Here is a 21,695-nt window from a genome sequence, read left to right on the forward strand (position 1 = left end):
GTGAACGCTCAAAAGAGCCAGAGAAAGACCAGCGAGTAGCCGCCTACAACGGTTGAATGGACACGGCCTTCCATCCCCAGCTTTCACGCTTCTTGTTGTAGACCTGTACTGCTGTACCGGAAACCTGCTGACCGTCTTCGATCTCGCAGCTCTCCACCAACGGCGGAGGAATAAATATTTCGCTCGGGGTAAAGCCCATGCCGTTGGAGACGCGAACCTCCTCGGTGAAGTCCTTGCGCAACAGATCGCCTGGCACTTTTTCGCTCGTCTTTGCGGCAAGCACGCGGTATTGGGGACCACGCTTCGAAACATAGCGAACCAGCTGCACCTCGATGGCATCGCCCTCGGCAAACGCACACGGCAATGCCGACATCGGAATCTCGCCATTGATCTCCCGGCTGACGATGTAGCGAATGACCTGCTTGCTCTCATTCACCTGATTTACAACCCCTAAAAGCTCGGGTGCAACATCCCATGGAGTAGCGCCAGCCCGACGCTCCAGCACAAACAGGTTGAAGCGCTGCTGCTCATCAAACTCGCCCTTGACCCTGACGGCATCTCCGGCCGCCAGACTCATCCGCGCGACCTTTGACTCAGGAATCGACACCTCCGAGGGGATTGAGCCCGTTTTCAGGAAAACCTTTCGCTTGGGCTTGTTCTCCCTGCCCGGCACGACAAAGGTCTCGCCCAGACAGGCATCAATCCAGGGCAGGTCATTGAACAGCAGCGCCTCAGCCGCCTTTGCATGAAGCCTGTAGTAGTCACGGTTGGATGCCTTGGCCTGAACCCCGGCAAACCAGTCCTGCGCGGCAATGCTGGCAACGACCTCGGGGATCTTGTAACCCTCCTGCTCCTTGGCTCGAATAATGGCTTCGACTTCGTGCTTGGCTGCAGCATGGTCATTGGCCTCCAGCATGCGCTCGGCGACTTCCAGGCGGATTTTCCCAGTGAACTTGTCCTCTGCCGGGCAAGTCAGCGCCTTGCAGTAACAGCCCAACGCAGCATCCGGATCCTTCTGCGAGACAATGTCACCCAGCAGCCCCCAGGCCCAGTAATCGTTTGACTTGGCCTTGGTCACAGCAATCCCAAAAGCCAGAGCCTCGTCATGCCTGCCCAGCGCCAGCAATAGCTTGGCCTTGTTCAGTTTGAGAAATACGTTGTCCGGAAAGCGCCCCATGGCACTATCAATGAAGGGCAGCATGTACGCCTGCCCGTCCGCATCATCGGCAGCAGCCGCTTCCTTGCCAGCCTGCTGGATGACCTTCTCAGCCAGTGACGGAAACTCCCTGCCATCCTCGGCGCGATAGCGCTCATAGTCGTCCTCGCGCAGATGCTGGAGATTCCAATGGCGGGAAAAGGCCAGCATTTTCAGCTTGTCCTGCCCGGCCAGCTTGGCGGCTAACTGCAATATGCGAGAGTGGAGCGAAGAGGGCTTTTCGATCGCCAGCTTGAGGTAGTCACTTAAATTACGCTTGGCCTCACCAACGTTGAAGTTCTCCCCGGCCATCAGCGCCTTGGTGTGCTGGTAAAGCTCCCAGCCGAAGCTGGTCTGGATATCCTGATCGGCAGCGCCGTTCATCCATACCTTGCGGTAGATTGCAGCAGCTTGCGCGTGCTGCCCGCTCTTGCTGAGCGCCTTGGCCTCGCTGATCTGCTGACCAAAGGGATTGCACAGCGATAGCGCATGGCGAACCCCTTTACTCAGCACATCGTCAGCAGGATCGACAACAATGCTCTCCAGCTGACTGCGATAGTGCGGCAGGTTCTCCAGCTGCCCATCCTTGACGTCCCGCTTGATCAGGTCGATCAGGCACCAGGCAAATGCCTTGCGGTCCCAGTCATCGACCTGCGGCGCAGCCATCAACTCAAGTGCCATCTTGTAGGCTTCGTCGATCGCCCCTTCCCTGCGCTTGGCGAAAACCTCCTTGTTGCTAATCATGCCTGCATACCTGCCGTAAGAAGCTGCCCCACCTCAGCGGCCAAGGTGCCCGGGGAGCACGCTGCGACCACGGGCTGGCATTTCGTGAACTGGTCTTTGCCGTTGTACCAGATGTCATAAACGGCCACGGCACCATCGCGGGCAAAGCTGTAGCGCTGGCACCATTGCAGCTCAACAACCTTCTGCAGTGTGATACCACTGCCAGCGCACAGGCCGAGCACCTTGGCATGGAGCTCATTAAGGAACGGCTTGGCGAAATGGGCATCGGCAACCCCTGCAGTCCCGCCATCCGCAAGCGGCAGGCCCTTGAGCGCGGCCAACACAGCACTCAGCTCGCTGCTCAACTCGGAGAGATAAGGAGCCGCTACACCGGTAACCTTGCTCTTGCCGTTATAGGCAATGTCTATACGAGCAGACTCCGCCTCACGGCTGAAGAGGTAAACCTCCTGGTACTGGTGATGGAGGACGTCCTCGATACTGATCCCCCGCCCGGCAATCAACCTGCGCACCTCGGCCAGCAACGCGAGCAGCGTTGTTGCGCTGGCGGGCATGCCAAATGTTTCGGATTGCGGCGCAGGGGCAACCGCTGCAGATGCTGACGCAGCAACGCCGGGAGCCGGAGCCGGAGCCGGAGCCGCGGGCATGCTGGGCGCCGCGCCGAGCATCTCCAGCGCCGGATTGACCACCATCTGAATACCACTCCACGGTTGGTGGTTCGGAGGGTCGAGCAGATACAGGTGACGCGCCGTTCGCGTGATCGCAGTGTAGAGCCAGCGGAAATACTCCGCCGTCAGCTGGCTTTGGTGGCTTTTGCATTTCACAAACACATGGTTCCACTCACTGCCCTGCGCCTTGTGGCAGGTGATGGCGTAACCGAACTTGAGCCTCAAGGCATTGAAATACGGGTCCGCCTTCAAGGCGTGCTTGAACGCCGTACTCTTGCTGTTCAAGTCCCGGTTGCGCATGCAGAAGTCGAGGTAGAGAGCCTTATGCTCGTCCGAGGAGAGCGCCAGCTCCTTGCTATACAGCAGATCCTCAATGATCTTGGCCTGGAAAAACCGGGGGGTACCATCAAGATCCCTGAAGCCGACGACTACATCCTTGAACAGCAGAGAAACGGGTATTTCCTCAAGCGAGCCGGTGTCCGGATTTTTCCTTTTCAAGGTCACGGTCCGCTTTTCGGCGGCCCCAAGCACCTGACGTATCACACCGAAGTCACCGTTGGAGATGAACAACCCGTAGGTGCTGTTGTTAGAGATGGCCATCACCTTGTCGCCCGGCATCACCTCCGCGCAGCCAGGGAAAAAGTGTTCGCGAATTTGCCGGTTGTAATCGCCAACGTCAGAGTTCGAATGGGCGATGACGATGGATTCGCCATTGATCTTGCCGCCGCAAGACTCAAGGTAACGCTGCAACAGCGCCTGATGCTCCACCTTCTCAACGTCCGGATAGCCAAAGTCCATCGTCAGGCGATTGAACACCTTGGTCTGCAAGGACTGCCGAAGCGGCAGTGCATTGGCGATGACGCCGCTTTCCGATTTCTGCCGCACCACCTCAGACAACTCATAGCAGGTAGCACGTGCGTGGTGATGGCGAAACAGATACTCCGCATCCAAAGCAGGTGAGAAGTTCATCCCCACCGGCGGCAGCTGCGCGTCGTCGCCGATGAAAATCACCTTCTTGCTGTGATCGTTATGGTCCAGATTCACAAACTTCAGGAAGTCAGCCAGCAGGTAACCCGTGCCGAAGCGGAAGAACTCAGCCTCCTGGTAGATATCGGGCACCATGGACGCTTCGTCCACGATGTACACCGTATCGGCTGACAGGCAGTTCACCGCCAGCTGCGCGTAGAACTTGAAGGTCTCGGTGCCGTCAGTGTCTTCGTCGCGATACTCGGCAATATCGTCGAAGGAATAGATGGTCTTATGCAGCGTGTAGGCTTGCGACTGGGTTTTGCTGGCGATGACCTTCGACGCCTTGCCGGTGGGTGCGGCGAGCACGTAGTTGCGACCAATCGCTCGGAAATACTCGGTCAGGCCCTTGGTGATAAAGGTTTTACCCGTACCCGCGTAGCCTTTGAGAAGGAACACGCTCTCCGTCTTGCTACCGAGGAAGCGCTCGATCTGCTTGACCAGCTCCGCCTGCCCGCTGGTCAGCGTATAGCCGGCAAAGGCATCGTGAATGCTGAGATGCCGACGCGTGTTTGCTGCGTTGAAATCGATGCCGCCCGAGGCCTGAGCCGAGGCGCATTTGAAATCATCCAGCCTAGCCTGATCAGGTGCAGAGGAGATTGATGCGGCTTCAGCCTGAGCGGCTTTCTCTGCTGCCTCCAGGCGGCTCAACTCGTCTTTCGCCAAGGCCAACTGCTCGGCACGGTCTTCTGCAGGGCTGCCCTGCTCCGTGGCTTCGACAGGGGCCGTGAACGGCGGATAGGTGTCGGCAGATTCACCGCTATAGGTTTTGTAGAACCACTGGCCGATCAGATACGCATCCCCAATCAGGGCAAGCGAGACGCTGTCGTCGATAAAACCGCCATGGGCGGCTTTATTACCGATCATCCGCAGCGCGTGCAGCTTTTGCAGCACGATGTCGCCGACCGCCTCTTGAAAGGCCGGATACTTGAGCTTCTCAAAGAACCCATCGCTCGGCTCACAGGGCAGGCGCAAATCCCGGTAGAGCACGCCAACCAGCACCTCAGCAAAGCAACGCAGCTTGATGGCAACGGTGTGCGGGTCGGCAAACACATAGCGCTCAGCGAGCGAGGCATGCTGATACAGCTCGGGCCAGCGAGACTTCAGCGGGAGAAAGCTATCCGAAACCATTCATTTTCCTTACTCGACTGGGCAACAACTCTACGATCAATCGATTCCTATAGCATCCCGGCGCACCCTTCAGGATGCGGAATATCGTCCTAAAGCCGGCTGACGACCGGCAACATGGCCTGTGCTGCGGTGGGCATGAGTAACCCGCCAACGACTTGCGTCCAAGAGATGTTTGCCAGCCCGCTTACTGCCGGCAGGCCATCAAACTCACAGGCCATCTCGAACTGCTCGTCGCCCTCGGCCAGGCTGAAGCAGTTCATATCGCTTTTGTCGGCCTTGACGTCGCCGCTCTCGAAGAAGATCGCCAAGGCTTCGAGGATGGTCGATTTGCCATAATCATTGCGCCCGACGATGCCGGTCATGGCTTCGTCGATGGGAATGACGGTGGTTTACGGTAGCCGCGAAAATTTGTGAGCTTGACGGACTTGAGGCGCATGGGGATTTCCTTATCTATAGCTGGCCAGAGAAGGCTTTTTGACTGAGAGATGAAAACAACATTTCAAAGTCGCCAGCTTGCTTTGATAAATGAGTCTTACTTTTCGAGTGCCTCTGGCAAAAAACGATAAACTCATTCTGAAGTTCAATTGGCGGCAAAGGAATTAATATAGAAGCCGCTTGCTTAGCATTTATATTGAATTGAACTGCAGTTTCCCCACCTGCCTTTTGCAGTAACGACTTTCCACCATCAGAGGAGACAAATCGATAAAACCACTCGGGATTACACATCTTGACGTTTGGCCTCAGCCTCATTACATGAGAATCTATATAAACGTCCTCTGAATATCCTGAGAAAAACGAAGCCTTACCTAGTTGCTTCTTCGACCCAATAGCTCTTGCCAGCACAGTATCGCCAGAGCGGAGAATAAACCTCTCAAGCTCGGAATCTTTTAGTTGAGCACGCCCGCACTTACTAAAGTTAATATCTAGCTTTCCAATTTCGCCTACACGGACGACCAAATAACCCTGACCATCGGCAGGCGTAGTTGTTCCTATTCTTGGTGGCACACTGAAGAGCTCGCCACTCGGTCTTACCTCCCACCCCTTCGGATTGGTCACCGGGTCGCCGAACATGTCCAGAAACAGGGCACGGAGGAAGTCGTCGGCGAGCTGGATGGCTTGCTGGCGTTTGCGGCGGATAGCGTCGGCCTTGTCGAGGATGGCTGCGATGCGCTTTTGTTCGGGCAGGGGTGGGAGAGGTATTTCCAACCTCATGACATCTTTCGGATAAAGATGAATCCCTTTTACCAATTGCTTGATCTGAAATCGAGCCTGCGGCGACTGCAACCAATAGTTGAGAAACCTTGGATTTAGCTTTTCTGTATTCGCCCGAGCAATTAACCATTCACCGGTAGGCAAAGACCCAACGACTGCCTGTTCAGCACGATACTGTTTACTGCCAACATAATCCGAATTATGTGCTGCATTCAAAATTAACGAGTCATCAAGCTCAAGATGTTTATCTGAGAACTTGTCGGCCAGTCCGGGATCAACAAAAGACTCGAACGGACCTTTAAAAGATCCATTTTCGCCAACATCCTTGATCTTAAGAACTGGATGGCCAACACCCCTTTGATCACCCTTAGAAGGAGTTTTACCATTGAAGACATCTGACACATCAGCCAGCGCTACACTTTTCCAACTCACAGCATCCCCTCCAACTCATCCAGATCCGCCAGAATCTCCTGCTCCAGCCCTTTCAGCCGTTGCAGAATCACCTTCGGGTCTTCGTACTGCTCCTGCTGGTACTCCACTTCCTTGTAGCGATTGATGGAGAGGTCGTACTTATTGGCAGCGATGTCCTCAGCCGGCACGACAAAGGCCTTTTTGCGCTTGTCGCCAAACAGTGTGTTGATGGTGCTGGCGCTGAAATTGGCCTCGACCATCTGCCGGTATTTGTGCCACTGGGCAATGGCATCGGGCAGGTCGTTGCTGCCCTCGCCTTTCAGCTCGGTGCGCTTGTCGTCCAGCGAGTAGCCGTCGGCCTGCAGGTCGTAGAACCATACGTGCTCGGTGCTGCCACCCTTGGTGAAAATCAGGATGGCGGTGCTGACGCCGGCGTAGGGTTTGAACACGCCACTGGGCAGGCTGACGATGCCTTCCAGTTGGTTGTTGTCGAGCAGCTCCTGGCGCAGCTGCTGGTGGGCCTTGGATGAGCCGAACAGCACACCGTCCGGCACGATCACGGCGGCACGGCCGCCGAGCTTGAGCGAGCGGAGGATATGGGCGACGAACAGCAACTCGGTCTTCTTGGTTTTCACCAGGCCGAGCACGTCGGGGTTGGTGTTGGTTTCGTCCAGACTGCCTTTGAACGGCGGGTTGGCCAGCACCACGTCGAAGAAGTCCTGCTCCTGGCACGGGTAGTGCTCCTTGATGGATTTGCTCAGGGAGTCCTGGTAGCGGATGTTCGCGCCGTTCACGCCGTGGAGCATCATATTCATGCTGGAGACGCGCAGCATGGTGGTGTCGAAGTCGAAGCCCCAGAACATCTGGCTGTTGATGTGCTGGCGGTAGGGTTCGAGCAGGTCGCCTGAGTAATGCAGGTTGCCGTCTTCGTCGGTGAAGGTACCTTCCGGGCTGGAATGCACGCGGTTGAGGTATTCCATGGTGCGGGCGAGGAAGCCGGCAGTGCCACAGGCCGGGTCGCAGATCACATCGGTCGGTAGCGGAGCAATCAGCTCGATCATCGCGTCGATGATATGGCGCGGCGTGCGGAACTGGCCGTTGATGCCGGCGGTGGTGAGCTTGCTCAGCAGGTATTCGTAGATATCGCCCTTCACGTCGCTCTGGGTCAGCGGCAGGTCGTTGACCATTTCCACGGCGGAGGTGAGTACGGACTCGTTCTTGATCTCCAGATCGGCGTCCTGCATGTACTCGCTGATATGGCCGAGGCCTTCACGCTCGCCACCCTCGCCCTCGGCGCTGCCGAGTTGGGCGAAGAACGGATAGACCTTCTGCTTGAGGTGGCTGTGGAGCTCCTTGCCGCTCATGTTGCGGAAGTTCTTCCAGCGCAGCAGTTGGCCGTCCGGGGTATTGGGGAACAGGCGGTCGAAGGCTTTGCCGGTGCGGTTGGCTTTGCGCTCGGCCACGTCCTCCTGCATGTCGAGCATGCGGGCGAACATCAGGTAGCTGATCTGCTCGATCACGGTCAGCGGGTTAGTGATGCCGCCGGTCCAGAACTTTTCCCAGAGCTTGTCGATATCGTTGCGGATTTTGCCGGTGAGCATGCGAGGTACTTCTCTCGTAAAAAAATGGGGGATTAGACCTGCGGCAGCGCTTCGCTGTCGTGACCGTTGTGATTTATCTGCTGTGGCAGCTCTGCGGCGGAGTCATCCACTTCGTCCAGCGCCTCGACGATCAGCGAGAGTCGCTCGCTTTCGAAATCCATATGGGTTGGCTCCAGCGCCGGCAGCGTCTTGCTGACCTTGGCCGACAACTTGTTGAAGCGCTCCACCTTGCCGTACAGGCCTTGCTTGCCCGCCAGTGCCTTGACAGTGTCGTTGTAGTGGTTGCTCACGGTATTGAGGGTGCCTCCCAGCTTACCGAGGCGCTCGGCCACGGTGCAGACCTGGTTGTAGATCTCGCCGGCCTTCTCGCTGATCTCGCGCGCTTCGGCATTGCTGCGCTCGATCATCCACAGGTTGGAAACGGTGCGCAGGATCGGGATCAGGGTGGTGTGGGAAACCAGGACGATGCCCTTCTTGTAGCCGTACTCGAACAGATCCTTGTTGTGTTTCATGGCCTCGATGTAGGCCGGCTCGATGGGCATGAACATCAGCACGAAGCTGGGGCTGCGCATCCCAACGAGGTTGGTGTAATCCTTGGAAGCCAGGTCATCGATGTGCCGGCGAACCGCTTTGACGTGCTCAACCATGGCCTGTTGAGACTCACTGCTGGTCTCCGCGGAAACAGCACGGTCGTAGGCAACCAGTGAGACCTTGCTATCGATGATGATGTGTTTGCCATCGGGCAGCTTGATCAGGTAATCGGTCTGCTTGCTCTTACCTTCGGCATCCTTGAAGGCGCTCTGCACTTCGTAGTGTGCCTCTTCGATCAGGCCACTCATTTCCAGCGTGCGGCGCAGTTGCGCCTCGCCCCAGGCGCCGCGCTGCTGGGAGTCGCCCTTGAGCGCGGAGGTGAGGTTGTTGGCCTCTTTGCTCATCTGCAGGCCGATTTCCAACACCTTTTTGATTTCAGAGTTGAGACTGGTGTTGCCCTGCAGGGACGCATCGTGAACTTCGTTGATGCGCTTCTGGAAGCCTTCGATCTGCTCGCGGAACGGCTTGAGCATCCCGTCGATACTGGTCTGACTGGTCTGGGTGAAGGTCTTGCCCTTCTCCTCGAAAATCTTGTTGGCCAGGTTCTCGAACTCCTGAGTCAGCGACTTGCGCGCATCGGCCAGTTGCGTCATCTGCTCCTGGAAGTTCTCCTCGCGCTGGCTCAGCGTGGTTTTGAGCTCGGTGTGCTCGGATGACAGCGTGTTGAAACGCCCCTGAAGTTCGCCGAACGCTTTTACCTGCTCAGTCAGGTGCTGCTTGGTTTCAGTCAACTGCCCGCGTGCATCGCGCTCGGAGGTCTCCAGCGACTTGGCGCGCTTGCCCTCGGTGGCCAGCTCATCCTTCAGGCGATCACGATCTGCATGCAGCTGCTCGTTAGTGGTCTGGGACTGGGCCAGACGGTCTCGCAACTCAGCTACCAGTTCCTCACGCTTCTGTAGAGACGTTTTGAGCTCGGCATGTTGATTACTGAGCGGCTGATAACGCCCCAGCAGCTCGTTGTAGTCCTGAGCCTGAGTGGCCATCTTCTGGCGAGTTTCAGCCAGTTGCTCACGGGCCTCTCGCTCGCCCGTTGCGGCCACCTTGGCGCTGGCATCCAGATTTGCCAGCTCGTCCTTGAGGGTGTCGCGCTCACTTTGCAGCGAGGTGCTGATCGATTGCGCAGCAGCCAAGCGATCTCGTAGATCATTGGTTTGCTCTTGCAGAGCGCGGCCTTCGGCTTGGGCTGTTTCTAGGCGCTTGGCAGCTTCGTGATGCTGCCTGCTCGTATCGTCCAGCTTCACCTGTAATGCAGTGCGAGCATCTTTGCTCTCTTGCTGCTCCTTATTCAGGCGTGCCTCATTGTCGAAGGCGGCCTGCAGCTTGGCTTTCAGGGTGCTTTCTGCGACCTGCAGCTCATGGGTGCGCGCTTCTGCGGCCTTGAGCTGATTACTTAGCGCAACACTGTCTGCGGCTGCAGTCGCTTGAGCCTGCTGAGCCCGCTCAAGCTGGGCCGCCAGCAGACTGAGTTGCCGGCCCTGACGCAATGCCGAGAAGAAATAACCCAGCAACGTACAAGCCAGTGCGAGTACAGCTGTGATAACGAAGATATCGGTAGTCCATTGACTGGCTTGCATGTGCACTCCTAGTGACTGGTGGGCGGGGTTTCCCCGCGCAAGAAGGGCTTGAGCACGGCCACCAGCTCACCCACATCGGCAGGGCTAAACACACCGTCGATGCCTTCGTGGGAAATGCTGGAGAATGGAGCGTCGTAGAGCTTTTCGATGACGATGCTGCCGTGCTGGGCGATGTAGCTTTTCAGCAGGTTCATAAAGCGCACCTGCTGGGCCGTGAGGCTGGGGTGGGTATGCAGGAACTGGGCGAAATGCTGCTCGATGGCCTGTACATCCAGGCCGATCAGCTCGCGCACGGTCAACTGCAGCTCGCTGGCGGTGCGGCCATAGAACTCGTTGAGCACCTGCAGGCTGACGCCGGGGTGGCTGGTGAGGATGGTCGAGGTCAGCGAGTTCAACTCCTGTTCGGCAATCGGCTCGCCCTTGTGGATTTTCTGCAGGGTCGGGTTGGCGGTCAGCATGCCGTCGAGGATGTCCTTGAGGCGGCGACGGTAAGCCAGCGCCTCGTTGGCGCCGGCAATGGTGACCTTGCGCTCATTAGCCTCTACGCCGGTATCACGGGTACCTGTGCTGGGCATGGCATAACCGTCCGTGCCACCGGTTTGGCGGTATTTCATGATGCCCCGCAGCTCCTGCCGGGCGCGCTCCAGCTTGCCCACGTTGGCGTTGAGCCAGAAGTCCGCGCTGCGAACCTCCGCGATCAGGGCATCCTTCTGGCGCACGGCCTGGATGTTGATGGCGAGCTTGTCGATCTCTTCCAGCAGGGTGATCTTGCCATCCTCGAAACAGCTTGCCTGTTCCACCAGGCAGCGCTCGATACCGGCGATGAGTTTGTCGAGCGCGGTGGCATGTTTGTCGCGCAGCACACGAGCCGACATCAGCGGAGCGATGGTGGTCGCCAGCAGGTGCTGGATCTTGGCGTCGAACTTTTGCAGCTGGTCGCCCTGCTGCAACTGGTGCACGGCACGCAGCTCGCGTTTGACGGCAACGCTGCTCTCCGGCAGGTCGTTGATGTCGGCACGCAGCAGCTCGATAGCGACATCGAAGGCAGCAGCATGGTTGTGCTTGAGAGCGGCCTGCGCCAGCTCCAGGCGCGCTTCGAAGGTGGTCTGCAGGAGCGACTTGCCGCCCTGGTCGTCCGGCTCTTCGTACTCCTGCTCGAAGAAGTCGAAGTTGCCGTAATGATCGAAGATGAGGAACTCGGTCTTGTGCTTGCCCTGACCAAACAGGTTGGGGCGCAGGCGTGTGCCGCGACCGATCATCTGCCAGAACTTCACCCAGGATTTGACCGGTTTGGCGAAGACCAGGTTGACCACTTCGGGCACGTCGATGCCGGTGTCGAGCATGTCCACCGAGATGGCGATGCGGAAGTCGTTGTCCGGCTTTTTGAATTCCTTGATCAGGGTATCCACGTGCGGGATTTGGTTGTGGATGACCTTGCAGACCTTGCTGCCGTGCTGCGGGTAGAGCTTGCAGAAGAGCTTTTCCAGGTGCTCGGCATGGTCCTGACGCTGGGCGAAGACGATGGTCTTGCCGACCAGTGAGCCGGTCTCGTCCTTGATGCCGTTGTTGATCAGGTTTTCCAGGATGATGCGGTCGGTGTCTTCGCTGAAGATCTTGCGACCGATGTCCTTGCCGGCGATGGTGGTGCGTTTGGCCTCCTCCTCGCCGAGGTCTTCTTCGAGCTGGCGCTGCTGTTCCTCGCTCAGGTCGTTGTAGTGGATGCCATCGCGCAGGAAGTCGGTGGTGAGGTCTTTGACGCGGAACGGCACCAGGTAAGGCGGATCGTTGTTGATGGCGGCATCGAGGCCGAACTCGAAGGTCGGGTCGGTGGTCTCGCAGTCGAACATGTCGAAGGTGTTGCGGCTGATGAACTTCACCGGGGTGGCGGTGAGGCCTACCTGCAAAGCATCGAAGTAGTCGAACAGGTCGCGGTACTTGTTGTAGATGCTGCGGTGGCTCTCGTCGGCGATGATCAGGTCGAAGAAGCCCACATCGAGCTGGGCGAAGCGGTTCATCATGCCCGGGTAGGTGGCGATGTAGACACGTGCGGTCTGATCGACCTTGTTGGTTTCACCGATCACGCAGCGCGGCTCGCTGGGCAGGTTCTGCTTAAAGGCCTCATCGGCCTGCACGCGCAGCTCCTTGCGGTCACACAGGAACAGCACGCGCTTGGCCCAACCGGTGCGTAGCAGCAGTTCGGCCAGCGCAATGGCCACGCGGGTCTTGCCGGTGCCGGTGGCCTGGATGATCAGCGCGCGGCGACGTTGCTGTTGGAAGTGAGCGGCGACCGTTTTGATCGCTTCGATCTGATAGGGACGGTCAGCGATGTTCAGATCAGGGTTGTGGCGTTCCAGCTCCGGTTTGCGGTATTGGCGCTGGTAGATCAGGTATTCGAGGCTGTCTTTGCTGTAGAGGCCATACACCGGGCGATAGGTGTTGTACTGCGCGTCGTCCCAGATGAAGGTTTCGTAGCCATTGCTGTAGAAAATCACCGGGCGCTGCATGCCCATACGCTCAAAGCCGTCGGCATACATGCGAGCCTGCTCTCGCCCGGCCTGCAGGCTGACATTGCCGGATTTCTTGGCCTCGATCACGGCCAGCGGTTGGCCGTTGTCGCCCCATAGCACGTAGTCCGCACGACCCTTGCCGGAAACGTTATCGGGAAAGTCGACCTCCACTTCCTGACCGACCTGCGAGGGGTTGCTGATATCCCAGCCCGCCTGCACCAGCATGGCGTCGATCAGCAGGGCGCGGGTCTTGGCCTCGTTCCACTGCAGGCTGTCGGCTACCTTCTGGCTCTGCTGCTGACGTTTCTGCTGGTCAGGCTTGGCTGGCGGTTCCAGTTTGTCGAGATGGCGGGTGCGCTCCTGCTCCAGCTTCTCCATGACGCGTTGCAGCTCTTCCTGCTGCTGATTGAGTTCCTTCTCGTAGCTGGAGACGGTTTTCTGCAGGCTGGCGAGGGTCGCGGTTGGATCCTGCACCTCGGCAAAGGGCGGAATATCGGCCTGCGAGGTGCCGTAGTACTTGATGGCCATGTACATGGCCAGTTGATGGGCGGTCTTCAGCGCCAGCTGTGCGTTGCGCAGGTCACCTTCCGCACCGTGTGCCGTGTCATTACCCTGGATACGCAGGAAGTTGATCTGGTGAACAAGTGGCTTGCTGACGCAATCGACGAACACCGGGTTTTTTACCAGGTCGTAGAAAGTCGACTGCGGCATACGCGGCAGCAGCTCTTCCTTGTAGATGGCTTTGGTCAGCTCTTCGGCGAAGCTGCGCAGGCGAGTGAGCGCGCTGCCCGGATCAATATGCAGAACGGCTTCGGCGAGGCCAGCGAGGTTCGCCAGCAGTTCGTTGCCGATGCGGAGAAACTCGAAGTTAAATGATTTCATGTAGGCGATTCTGTCCATGAGGGTCCTAGAGCGAGGACCGTGCCAAGTTTTATTCGATGCCGTACTTTTCCATCCAGTTGCTCAGCGTCTGCTGGCTTTTGAGGCCTAGAAGGCTGGCCGCACGGGTCTTATTTTTGCCGGTGAGCTTCAGAGCCTGACGTAAATAATGCCCAGCAACCTCAGAGATTATCTCTTGTAAATCAATGCCTTGAGAGACATCTTGAGACATGGGGCTCTTCTGCTCACGAGGCAGTTGGAACATTGCCTGCTCAATATCCGCAGCGCCAATCACATCACCCGGGCACCAGAGGGCGGCGCGCAACAAGGTGGACTGCAACTCCCGCACATTGCCTCTCCACGGGTGGCTGAGGATAAGGTTTTTTGCCTCTGCGGAAATTTTCTTACCCTTTAGCGATGCATCCCCTGCAGCAATTGCCCCCAACAGAGAGTCGGCCAGCAACAGCAGGTCGCCCTCGCGCTCGCGTAATGGCGGTAGATGCAGGACTCCGATGGCAACACGATAGAAAAGGTCTTCCCGGAAGCCACCTTCTGCCACGGCTTGCATCAGGTTGCGGTGAGTCGCAGTGACCAATCGCACATTCACTCTGACTTCCTGGCTGCCCCCAACCGGAGTCACCACCCCCTCTTGCAGCACCCGCAGCAGACGCACCTGGGCATCGGGAGTCAGTTCACCGAACTCGTCCAGGAACAGGGTTCCACCATCGGCCTGCTGGAAAACACCGGCGCGGCTCTCAACAGCGCCCGTGAACGCGCCTTTGCGATGACCAAACAATGTGGAGTCAATCAGCTCCGGCGGGATAGCGCCGCAGTTGACCGCAACGAATGGCCCCGATGAACGGGGACTGGCATTGTGAATCGCTCTGGCGAATAGCTCCTTGCCAGTACCCGTTTCGCCATAGATCAGAACAGGCACCTGCTTTTGAGCAAGAACCTGCGCCTGCGCCTTGAGCCTGAGCATGCGTTCACTCTGCGTAACGATGCTGTCAAAGGCCGCATTGACAGGAGCCTGGCCGTCAGCAAGCTGAAGCAGCTTGTCGCCCGTAATGGCGTTGGCTGCCGGGACATATTCCACTGCGATCTCGAATGGCACCTCGACCTTCTGCACACCCTGCTCTAACGAGGACTGGTAGAAGGTGACTGGATAGCGAGTTTTGCCGAGCAGAATCCACACAGCCTGCATGGCCGGAGTGCCAGGACTGAGCAAAATGGATAGCTGTAAGCCAGGGGCCTGTAGCCGCTTTAGGTGGGCATTGGCAGCCTGGTAGATATCTCCGAAATGCACCGGAGACGAAAGCGACTCATAGCCGATATTGATCGGCGCACCGACTTGTTCACGCAGCCAAGCCAGGTAGGGCTCGACCTGCGCAGCCGGGTAAGAAGAAAGCAGTTCAACCTGGTCGAAAGTCTCCGCTCTCAGCGTCGAAAGCACAGGCCCTGCATCACTTCCTGATAGTGCCTTGAGGTCGTTGCCACCTACCCAGCAGAGCAGCACATTCTGCTTTTTAGCCACGCTACCTAACCCTCTGTTTTTACTCGCTTCCAAATGCGCGAATCACCCAGCACCGTGCTTTGCCTCACAGTTTCGGGATAGTAAACCATCCGGTTAGGTTCGGGCGGAGTGAGGTGATAGCGTTCGAAAGGGAGGCTCGGGACTCAGAAATTACACTTCCATGGCAGCATCGCATTCGGAAAACAGCAGCCCGGCCTGCGCGCCAGCACCACTTTTCCTCATCGACTCCTTCATGGATTTCAGGAATTTTTCGTCTTTGATCGACTCGTAGGTAACAGCTTTGTAGATGCAACGCACCTCAGGGGCAAAAACTCCGCTAACCCCCCCCACCACGCCATTAAGCTCCTGAACCAACACGGACCTGATGTCGTCATCCGACGGCTCGACGTGCATGAACTTGGTCAGACGCTTGGGCAGCTGTTCCTTTATGCGAGGCAGTAACACGTCAACCAGCTCAGCAATCGCCTTCTCCAGCGATTGCCCCATGCTTTTCTCCACTGCTTCACGATAGGCCGCCACCTGCGCTTTAAAGCAAGCGAGACGACTCTCGAAGCTTTGCAGCTGGCGGCACATGATGACCCAGCCGAAACGAGGGACGTTGATCAGAAAGTCCTCATAGAGTTTCTTCCGCGCGCTTTCTAGCGCCGTCTCGTCCCACTCCTCGGTCAAAATTTTTCCGTCGAGTGTCACACATGGCTCCGCGGTTTCTGGATCGAATGTTGAGATATGCACTTTGGGTGCACTGCCACCGGCCAGCAGTTGGAAGCTGTTCTTGAGCTTCTCGTTGAGTGCCTTATCGTCACCCACCAGCAAATCATTGGGGATAGTGATCTTTTTGGAAGACAACCGGTAACCGGTCACCTCAAGCTCCACGAACTGGATTTTCGAGTGATAAACCCTCTCGACGCGGGCAATATCGAACTTCTTGGGTGGCTCATTCCTCAGTGACTGCAAAGCCTGCTCTACCTCCACAGGGATGGCGGCCTGCAGACCGATCTCACCCTCTGCATCAGGATTACAGGCTTTCGACAAAGACTTCGGCATATCCTGGCCAACCCACACTGCATTGGGTTTATCCTGAGAGGTAGAGCCAGCCTCGATCAGCAGCGGCGTTGGTGAATACACCAGAGTCCGCCCATCACAAATAAGCAGCCCAATACGTAAACCCGCCTGCTTACGCAGTTCGAGATGACTCTCCTTAACCAGAGCTTGCAATGCCTGTAAACCCTCCATCGTACCGTAGCCAAGTCGGTACACCTCCGGATCAATATCTACGATCAGTGTTACTTGCAGGCTCAAGGAACGCGCCAATTGCTGCTGCATAGCCTCAACGACCGGCCGAGTGATACCGGGCGCCACGTAAACAAGCTGCTGCTGGCACTGCTCAATGGCATCGCACAGGGTGTCATCGTTGACGATGGTGAAAGTGGTCATGCCTTGCCTCTCCATTGCAAAAACTCCCGCGCCAGCCCCTCTCAAGTTAATGACTTAGAGGGGCCTAGTCTGAAGGCTGCAGGGTTCCTGACGCACACTGCTCGCGATGCTTGCGTACTAGTGGCTTCTGTTCAACGTCCGGATAGGGCCAGATCTGAATCGCAGACTTCGCCAGCACCGTACCCCTGGCGAGAATCTCCTGCTCCGACCACTCTTCATGGTCATGCAAGTCACGACTGAGATTCAGCTTGCTCCACTTCAAGAGCTCCGGCTTCTTGGCTGCCCAAGCGGAGTTGGACAATGCAGGGTTCAGGCTACTGGTCACCAGTGTCAGATTGCCTAGCGTGTGCTTGATCCGATCACGACGCTGACTGAATTCCAGCTTCGCCTGGGGATCATTGTGCACCTCAGCGGGCAGCGGCCAGTGCTCCTGCCACTTCACTGGCAGAATATGCTCGATGGTCAACCCCGCCGGCAGGCTCACGGCCTCGCTCTTAGCATGCGCCAGCGCCCGCTCCAGGGCCTTGAGTACCGCCCGCACACGGTACTGCGGCCACCACTGGTAAAGCGGGTAGTCGAGTAGCGCACTGCTCAGCTCGCCGTCTTTCGGGAAGCGCACACTTTCCCCTTCGCTGGAGAGTAGGAACGCACCGACCAGCTGGGCCGTAATCTGCTTTTCCCGTTCAAGATGACGGATCAGGTCGAGGAATAGTCGGTTGTAGTTCTTGGTGGTCAGGCCACAGATCATCCGACGGAACAGATAGGACTCGAGTACCGTCAGGATCACCTCGAACTCATCTTGATGCTGCGGACGCAATCGCTGGCTACACAGCAGCAACAACGGATACACCGTCGACGTATCGATCACCACGAGGCGATCCAGAAAACGGGCCAGACGAGATCCTGCCGCAGGTGTAGAGAACTGGCGGAAATGCTCGGCATAGGTCTTGAGCAGAGCCATATGCTCACTGGCAGAATTGGCCGGATCGATGAAGCAGGAGCCCCAGTCGGCGGTGTACTGCACGTAGTTCTTGTATTCGTTGAAGATGTGCCCGACACGAATATCACGGCGCATCGCCAGGGTCAGGAAATGGCGGATGAAGATATCAATGCGCGGACGGTTTTCCCGCCCCTGCTTGACCTCCTCACGCCAAAACTCGCCATCGAACTCCGCCCAATGCTCTTCGTACAGGGAATCGATATCACCACCCTCGCTTAGGGCGCGACGGAACAGAAAGTTCTTGATCAGGTCGGCCGGCAGCAACTGCGTGCCACGTGCGTTGAGCGTCTCAAAGATCACTTGCGATTCGTCGTCTTCGCCGAGATCAATCACCACCAACTGCAAGCCGTTGCGAACCACGACCCAAAGCGCATCCAGCTGTTTCTCCGGCGACTCTTCGGCTTCTGTAGCCTCCGGCCGCAGCCACTCCTCGAACTGCCCATAGAAGTACAGGTAGGCGCCGACGATGCCCTGATCGTAGCTGAAGTCCACGCCCTTCTTGCGCGCCTGCTGCAGCAACGCATCCGGGCTGCCTGCGCCATGCACCAAGGCAAACGCATGACGATCGGCATTGGTTGGCAACAGTTTGGGCACCTCTGACGGGTCATCGACCATCGTGTCACTGTTTGAGACCATCGACTCGAAGCGGCCGGCAAAGCGCTCGCTGCCCCGGCTGCGGCACAGGTCGCGGGCGGCGATCAGAAGCAGTTGCAGGGTGGTGAAGCGCTGCTGCCCATCAATGACCTGACGGCCCTGCACCGAACCGGTGTCATTGCGCAGTTGCTCAAGCACCACGGCACCGAGGAAGTGCGGGCGCAACTTCTCGCCAGACAGCACCACGCCGAGCAGGCGCTCGAAGTCTTCCCAGAGCGGCTGCCAGTTATCCTCACGTTTCCAGACGTAGGGCCGCTGGAACAGCGGAATCTGGTAGCACACCGTGGGTTCGAAGATTCGCAGCAGAGGACGGCTATTGGCTTCCATCTTTCAATCAATCCTTGGTTATCAACTAACGCGCAGCCGACTCATCACCAGCCGCTGTCTCGCACGCGTACACCCTACATACAACCGGTTTCGGAATACCGGCTGGCCAAGGTCGTACTGGTCAACCATTGGCAACAGCACGACATCGAACTCAAGCCCCTTCACATGCAGCACCGACGTAAAGTGCACCAGATACTTCTTCGAAAGATCAATTTGCTCCGACACGCTCATCTTGCGGAAGCTACCCTCCAGCACCTGCGCACATAAATAATGCAGGGCCCGGGCGGTTTTCTGGTCAGGCAACACGACAGCAACCGACTTATTTTCAGGGATAGCGGCAATCAACTCGCACAGATACTTGTACTCTTCGTCACGTAGGGCAAAGCCTCGCAACGTGTAGGCGCCCTGCTCGCTTACCTGATCATGCACAAGGGCAGCGTCCAGCTGCTGTACATCTGTATCGGCCCCGCGCTTAAACAACTGCCGCAATACCGCACTTAGCGCGGCCAGATCCGGCTGCCCTTTCTGCCGCAGGTTCTCATCCAGCACCACTAACTCCGGGCGCGTGCCAATCGGGAAGCAATTCGCGATGTGCATCTCCTCGTTGCGCAGTAGCTGCTGCGAACGGTCTCCCACCACGGTGATAGCGCTGTACCGCGGATCAGCCTGGGAGGTCATCAGGTAGATCTGCTGCTCGCTGAAGTCCTGCACCTCATCGACAAACACGCTCTGATAGAAGGGTGCCTCGCGCAGGCTGGCGGGGAGCTTTGCTGTTACTCCGGCGCTCAGGTCGTGAGCCAGACACAGCAGCAAGTCGATATCCGAATCACTCAGGCGCTGCTCTTCAAGACGCTCCAGCACCTGCCATGCAATGGCCGCATCAGGGAAGCTGTCGGCGTATTCATACAACGCCTTTGCATAAAGCCCCGCGAAGTTCTTCAGCGGCTTGGCCAAACGGTCCAATGCCACCTGCTGGAAGATCTTTCGCACCGAAGTACGCGCCTGTTCGTCCTCATCAGACAGCACCTGGCTACCGACACCACTGCCGACCTTCAGCCACTTCAGTGCACCGCCTTCCAGATAGAGCAAGGACCTGGGCGTACCAAGTGGAATGAATAGCTCATTGACCGGCATGAATCTGGCCTCATACCCGTCACCACTCGCTAACGATGGCAAAAGCACCCGGACGCTCGCCCCCTCAAGAGAGGCCTGCAAGGCAGCATTGAAAGACAGAGGTTGGTTATCAGCCGATAGGAACTGGTAACGACTGCTCGACACACAGGGCAATGCCTCGCCCCCCTCAGCAGCACCCGCCCTGTACAGCACAAAAACCTGATTGGGTTGCTGGAACAAATCGACTGGTAACTCTGCCAGCCTCTGTGCCAGCTCCGGAACGCCCTCGCCATAGGCAATGTGCCCCCCCAGATGAATACTCAGGGTTACTGGGCCCAGAATGCGCTGTGCCAGCGACTGAATCTTCTCCAACAATCTGGCGGCGAGCCGATACAAGGATCGCTCCGCTGCCAAGGGCGAGAGCAGCTCTTGCGCCAGCTCATCAACACCAGCTTCAAGCCCTTGGCGGGCAGCGGCAAACAGACTGCGCTGGTGGGCAGTGAACCGTTGCAGATGCTCGCTTTCGACCTCAACCAGCCGCTCCCGCAAGTCGACGGCAATCACCCGCGCCAGCGCAAGCCGAGCGGCATTGAGCCAGGCCAGCGTGGTGGTCAGCGAATGCCCCTCGTCGCTACTGTGCTTGAAGCGCTTACCAGAACTACCCGAAGATTCCAGATGGCGATAGCTGCGCAGCCTGGAGCGCAACTCGTGATACTCAAGCACCGGCAAACCGGGCATGCCAAGACGGCTGCAGGTTTCCTTGAGGTACTGGATCAGCTCGGCCGTGCGGACGAAGCCGACGCTGCCATCCTGAGAAAACTTGCCGGCAAACTCGCCTTCCCAGTAGTCGAAGTCGTCGCCGAGAATGGACCGAAACGTCTCACGATCCGTCACCTCATTCGAATTGAAGTCACAGAGCATCTTGGTCCGCCCGAGTGCGGCCGAGGTCTTACCTGAGCCCGCAACGCCCTCGACCCACATCGGCCCAACCGGTGCCCGGGAAATGATCTTGTCCTGATTCAGGGTTCGATTCAGGAAAAAGTGCTCATCAAGGCTCATCCGCTCTGTGAGTTCGCCGCCAACGTCATCATCCAGATCATCGACATCGGCAATCGGCAGTGAGGAACCCTCTTCCTCATCGTCATCGAGAATCTGCAGCACCGGTGCGGCAGGTACCGAGGATGACTCTAACGGTTCGTTCGACGCAGGAGCACTCTCAGATAGAGTGTTGCCTGTGGAAACCTCAATCCCTAGCGAGATTTCCGGTATTTTCGCTTCGCCGTTCGCCGGCGCTGTTGGGTCGACCTTAACTCTGCCGACTGGCGCTACAGTGGCAACCGGTTTCTGCACTTCCTCCGACCTTGAAGGTTGTTTGCTCGATACGGCAGGTGACTTGCGGACAACCTGATCCGCCGCCGCGATGACCTTCCCTAAAAATGCACGTAGATCCATCACGTTGCCCTGCCCACCGGCGTTCTCCACGCCCATAGCCAGAAAATTGCGTGCATGCTGCTCAAGCTCTTCGAAATTGTGTCGACGAAACTGGCGAGCCTCAGTGACCTGGTAGTCGCCCCACGCTTTGGAATACCCCTCGAACCCCATACCGGCCACAGCGCAAAGACGGCCAACCGGTGAGTGGGGAGTGGCATAGCCCGAGCTCGCTTTGGGGTACACCAGCGGATCCATACCTAGGCGGAATGTTGCGCCCCCCCCGTTCTCTCGTTCGATCACCAGCGCCTTACCATAGGCATTACGCTTCATACCCCGGTAAGCCAGATCACCCTCACGGATCATCCGCTCGGCGTAGTTGATCATCCCCTCAAGGATCTCCAGCTCTTCACGGGCAACCTTACGCAGGCATGCTTCACTGATCTGCTTTGTCATACCTGTCACTCCTTATACTTGGCAAGAAACGTCCACACCCCGCGGCAATCCTCTTCCCAATCCGACTTGAAGAAGGGTGTGCGGTAGTCCATGGTGGCTTCGCAGGTCAGCAGTTTGCCGCACTCAGGGGTCATGTCTAAGCGTTTGAAATGCCATTCGGCAGCACGGGTATCGAGGCACACACCGAGGGAGAAGTGGTTGCTCATGGTCTTG

The 21,695-nt window shown here is 57.6% G+C and carries 12 protein-coding genes; all 12 read right to left on the reverse strand.

From position 1 onward, the window contains the following. Positions 1 to 43: 43 nt before the first annotated feature. The 12 genes from SBP02_RS18430 to SBP02_RS18485 all read right to left on the reverse strand — a co-directional run bounded on the left by SBP02_RS18430 (position 44) and on the right by SBP02_RS18485 (position 21,688). A complete protein-coding gene (locus SBP02_RS18430; protein ID WP_318643846.1) occupies positions 44 to 1,939 on the reverse strand; it encodes a DUF7017 domain-containing protein in 1,896 nt (631 codons plus the stop codon). Beyond that, complete coding sequence (locus SBP02_RS18435; protein WP_318643847.1) at positions 1,936 to 4,761, reverse strand: ATP-dependent DNA helicase; 2,826 nt, start codon at positions 4,759 to 4,761, stop codon at positions 1,936 to 1,938. Before SBP02_RS18435 ends, SBP02_RS18430 begins: the two co-directional genes overlap by 4 nt. Before the next feature lie 89 nt (positions 4,762 to 4,850). After that, entirely contained in the window at positions 4,851 to 5,123 is a 273-nt protein-coding gene (locus SBP02_RS18440) for an AAA family ATPase (protein ID WP_318643848.1), read from the reverse strand. Between the two features lie 88 nt (positions 5,124 to 5,211). Beyond that, positions 5,212 to 6,405 carry a restriction endonuclease subunit S gene (locus SBP02_RS18445; RefSeq protein WP_318643849.1) on the reverse strand — a complete coding sequence of 398 codons (1,194 nt, stop codon included), beginning with the start codon at positions 6,403 to 6,405 and terminating at the stop codon, positions 5,212 to 5,214. Beyond that, a complete protein-coding gene (locus SBP02_RS18450) occupies positions 6,402 to 7,985 on the reverse strand; it encodes a type I restriction-modification system subunit M (protein ID WP_318643850.1) in 1,584 nt (527 codons plus the stop codon). Before SBP02_RS18450 ends, SBP02_RS18445 begins: the two co-directional genes overlap by 4 nt. A gap of 32 nt (positions 7,986 to 8,017) precedes the next feature. Further along, on the reverse strand, positions 8,018 to 10,150 hold the full coding sequence (gene rmuC, locus SBP02_RS18455; protein WP_318643851.1) for a DNA recombination protein RmuC: 2,133 nt from the start codon (positions 10,148 to 10,150) through the stop codon (positions 8,018 to 8,020). A gap of 8 nt (positions 10,151 to 10,158) precedes the next feature. Then, positions 10,159 to 13,539: a type I restriction endonuclease subunit R gene (locus SBP02_RS18460; RefSeq protein ID WP_318643852.1), complete on the reverse strand. Its 3,381-nt coding sequence runs from the start codon at positions 13,537 to 13,539 to the stop codon at positions 10,159 to 10,161. Between the two features lie 49 nt (positions 13,540 to 13,588). After that, positions 13,589 to 15,070, reverse strand: coding sequence for a sigma-54 interaction domain-containing protein (locus SBP02_RS18465; RefSeq protein WP_318643853.1), 1,482 nt, complete (start codon positions 15,068 to 15,070; stop codon positions 13,589 to 13,591). 150 nt (positions 15,071 to 15,220) lie between these two features. Next, positions 15,221 to 16,504, reverse strand: a complete 1,284-nt coding sequence (locus SBP02_RS18470; protein WP_318643854.1) for a hypothetical protein — start codon at positions 16,502 to 16,504, stop codon at positions 15,221 to 15,223. A gap of 64 nt (positions 16,505 to 16,568) precedes the next feature. Beyond that, positions 16,569 to 18,485 (reverse strand): DUF262 domain-containing protein, encoded by a 1,917-nt coding sequence (locus SBP02_RS18475; protein WP_318643855.1) that lies wholly within the window; start codon positions 18,483 to 18,485, stop codon positions 16,569 to 16,571. A gap of 21 nt (positions 18,486 to 18,506) precedes the next feature. After that, on the reverse strand, positions 18,507 to 21,482 hold the full coding sequence (locus tag SBP02_RS18480) for an ATP-binding domain-containing protein (RefSeq protein WP_318643856.1): 2,976 nt from the start codon (positions 21,480 to 21,482) through the stop codon (positions 18,507 to 18,509). A gap of 5 nt (positions 21,483 to 21,487) precedes the next feature. Further along, the gene (locus tag SBP02_RS18485) at positions 21,488 to 21,688 is read right to left on the reverse strand and encodes a hypothetical protein (RefSeq protein ID WP_318643857.1); all 201 of its coding nucleotides are present in this window, start codon (positions 21,686 to 21,688) and stop codon (positions 21,488 to 21,490) included. Between the last annotated feature and the right edge of the window lie 7 nt (positions 21,689 to 21,695).

The organism is Pseudomonas benzenivorans (genome assembly GCF_033547155.1).
Classification (GTDB): Bacteria; Pseudomonadota; Gammaproteobacteria; order Pseudomonadales; family Pseudomonadaceae; genus Aquipseudomonas; species Aquipseudomonas benzenivorans_B.

What these genes read in the sequence shown, in the direction of transcription:
- SBP02_RS18440 (WP_318643848.1), bottom strand. Translation starts at nt 5,123, where the DNA reads ATGACCGGCATCGTCGGGCGCAATGATTATGGCAAATCGACCATCCTC.
- SBP02_RS18435 (WP_318643847.1), bottom strand. Translation starts at nt 4,761, where the DNA reads ATGGTTTCGGATAGCTTTCTCCCGCTGAAGTCTCGCTGGCCCGAGCTG.
- SBP02_RS18430 (WP_318643846.1), bottom strand. Translation starts at nt 1,939, where the DNA reads ATGATTAGCAACAAGGAGGTTTTCGCCAAGCGCAGGGAAGGGGCGATC.
- SBP02_RS18480 (WP_318643856.1), bottom strand. Translation starts at nt 21,482, where the DNA reads ATGACAAAGCAGATCAGTGAAGCATGCCTGCGTAAGGTTGCCCGTGAA.
- SBP02_RS18460 (WP_318643852.1), bottom strand. Translation starts at nt 13,539, where the DNA reads ATGAAATCATTTAACTTCGAGTTTCTCCGCATCGGCAACGAACTGCTG.
- rmuC (WP_318643851.1), bottom strand. Translation starts at nt 10,150, where the DNA reads ATGCAAGCCAGTCAATGGACTACCGATATCTTCGTTATCACAGCTGTA.
- SBP02_RS18485 (WP_318643857.1), bottom strand. Translation starts at nt 21,688, where the DNA reads ATGAGCAACCACTTCTCCCTCGGTGTGTGCCTCGATACCCGTGCTGCC.
- SBP02_RS18470 (WP_318643854.1), bottom strand. Translation starts at nt 16,504, where the DNA reads ATGACCACTTTCACCATCGTCAACGATGACACCCTGTGCGATGCCATT.
- SBP02_RS18450 (WP_318643850.1), bottom strand. Translation starts at nt 7,985, where the DNA reads ATGCTCACCGGCAAAATCCGCAACGATATCGACAAGCTCTGGGAAAAG.
- SBP02_RS18475 (WP_318643855.1), bottom strand. Translation starts at nt 18,485, where the DNA reads ATGGAAGCCAATAGCCGTCCTCTGCTGCGAATCTTCGAACCCACGGTG.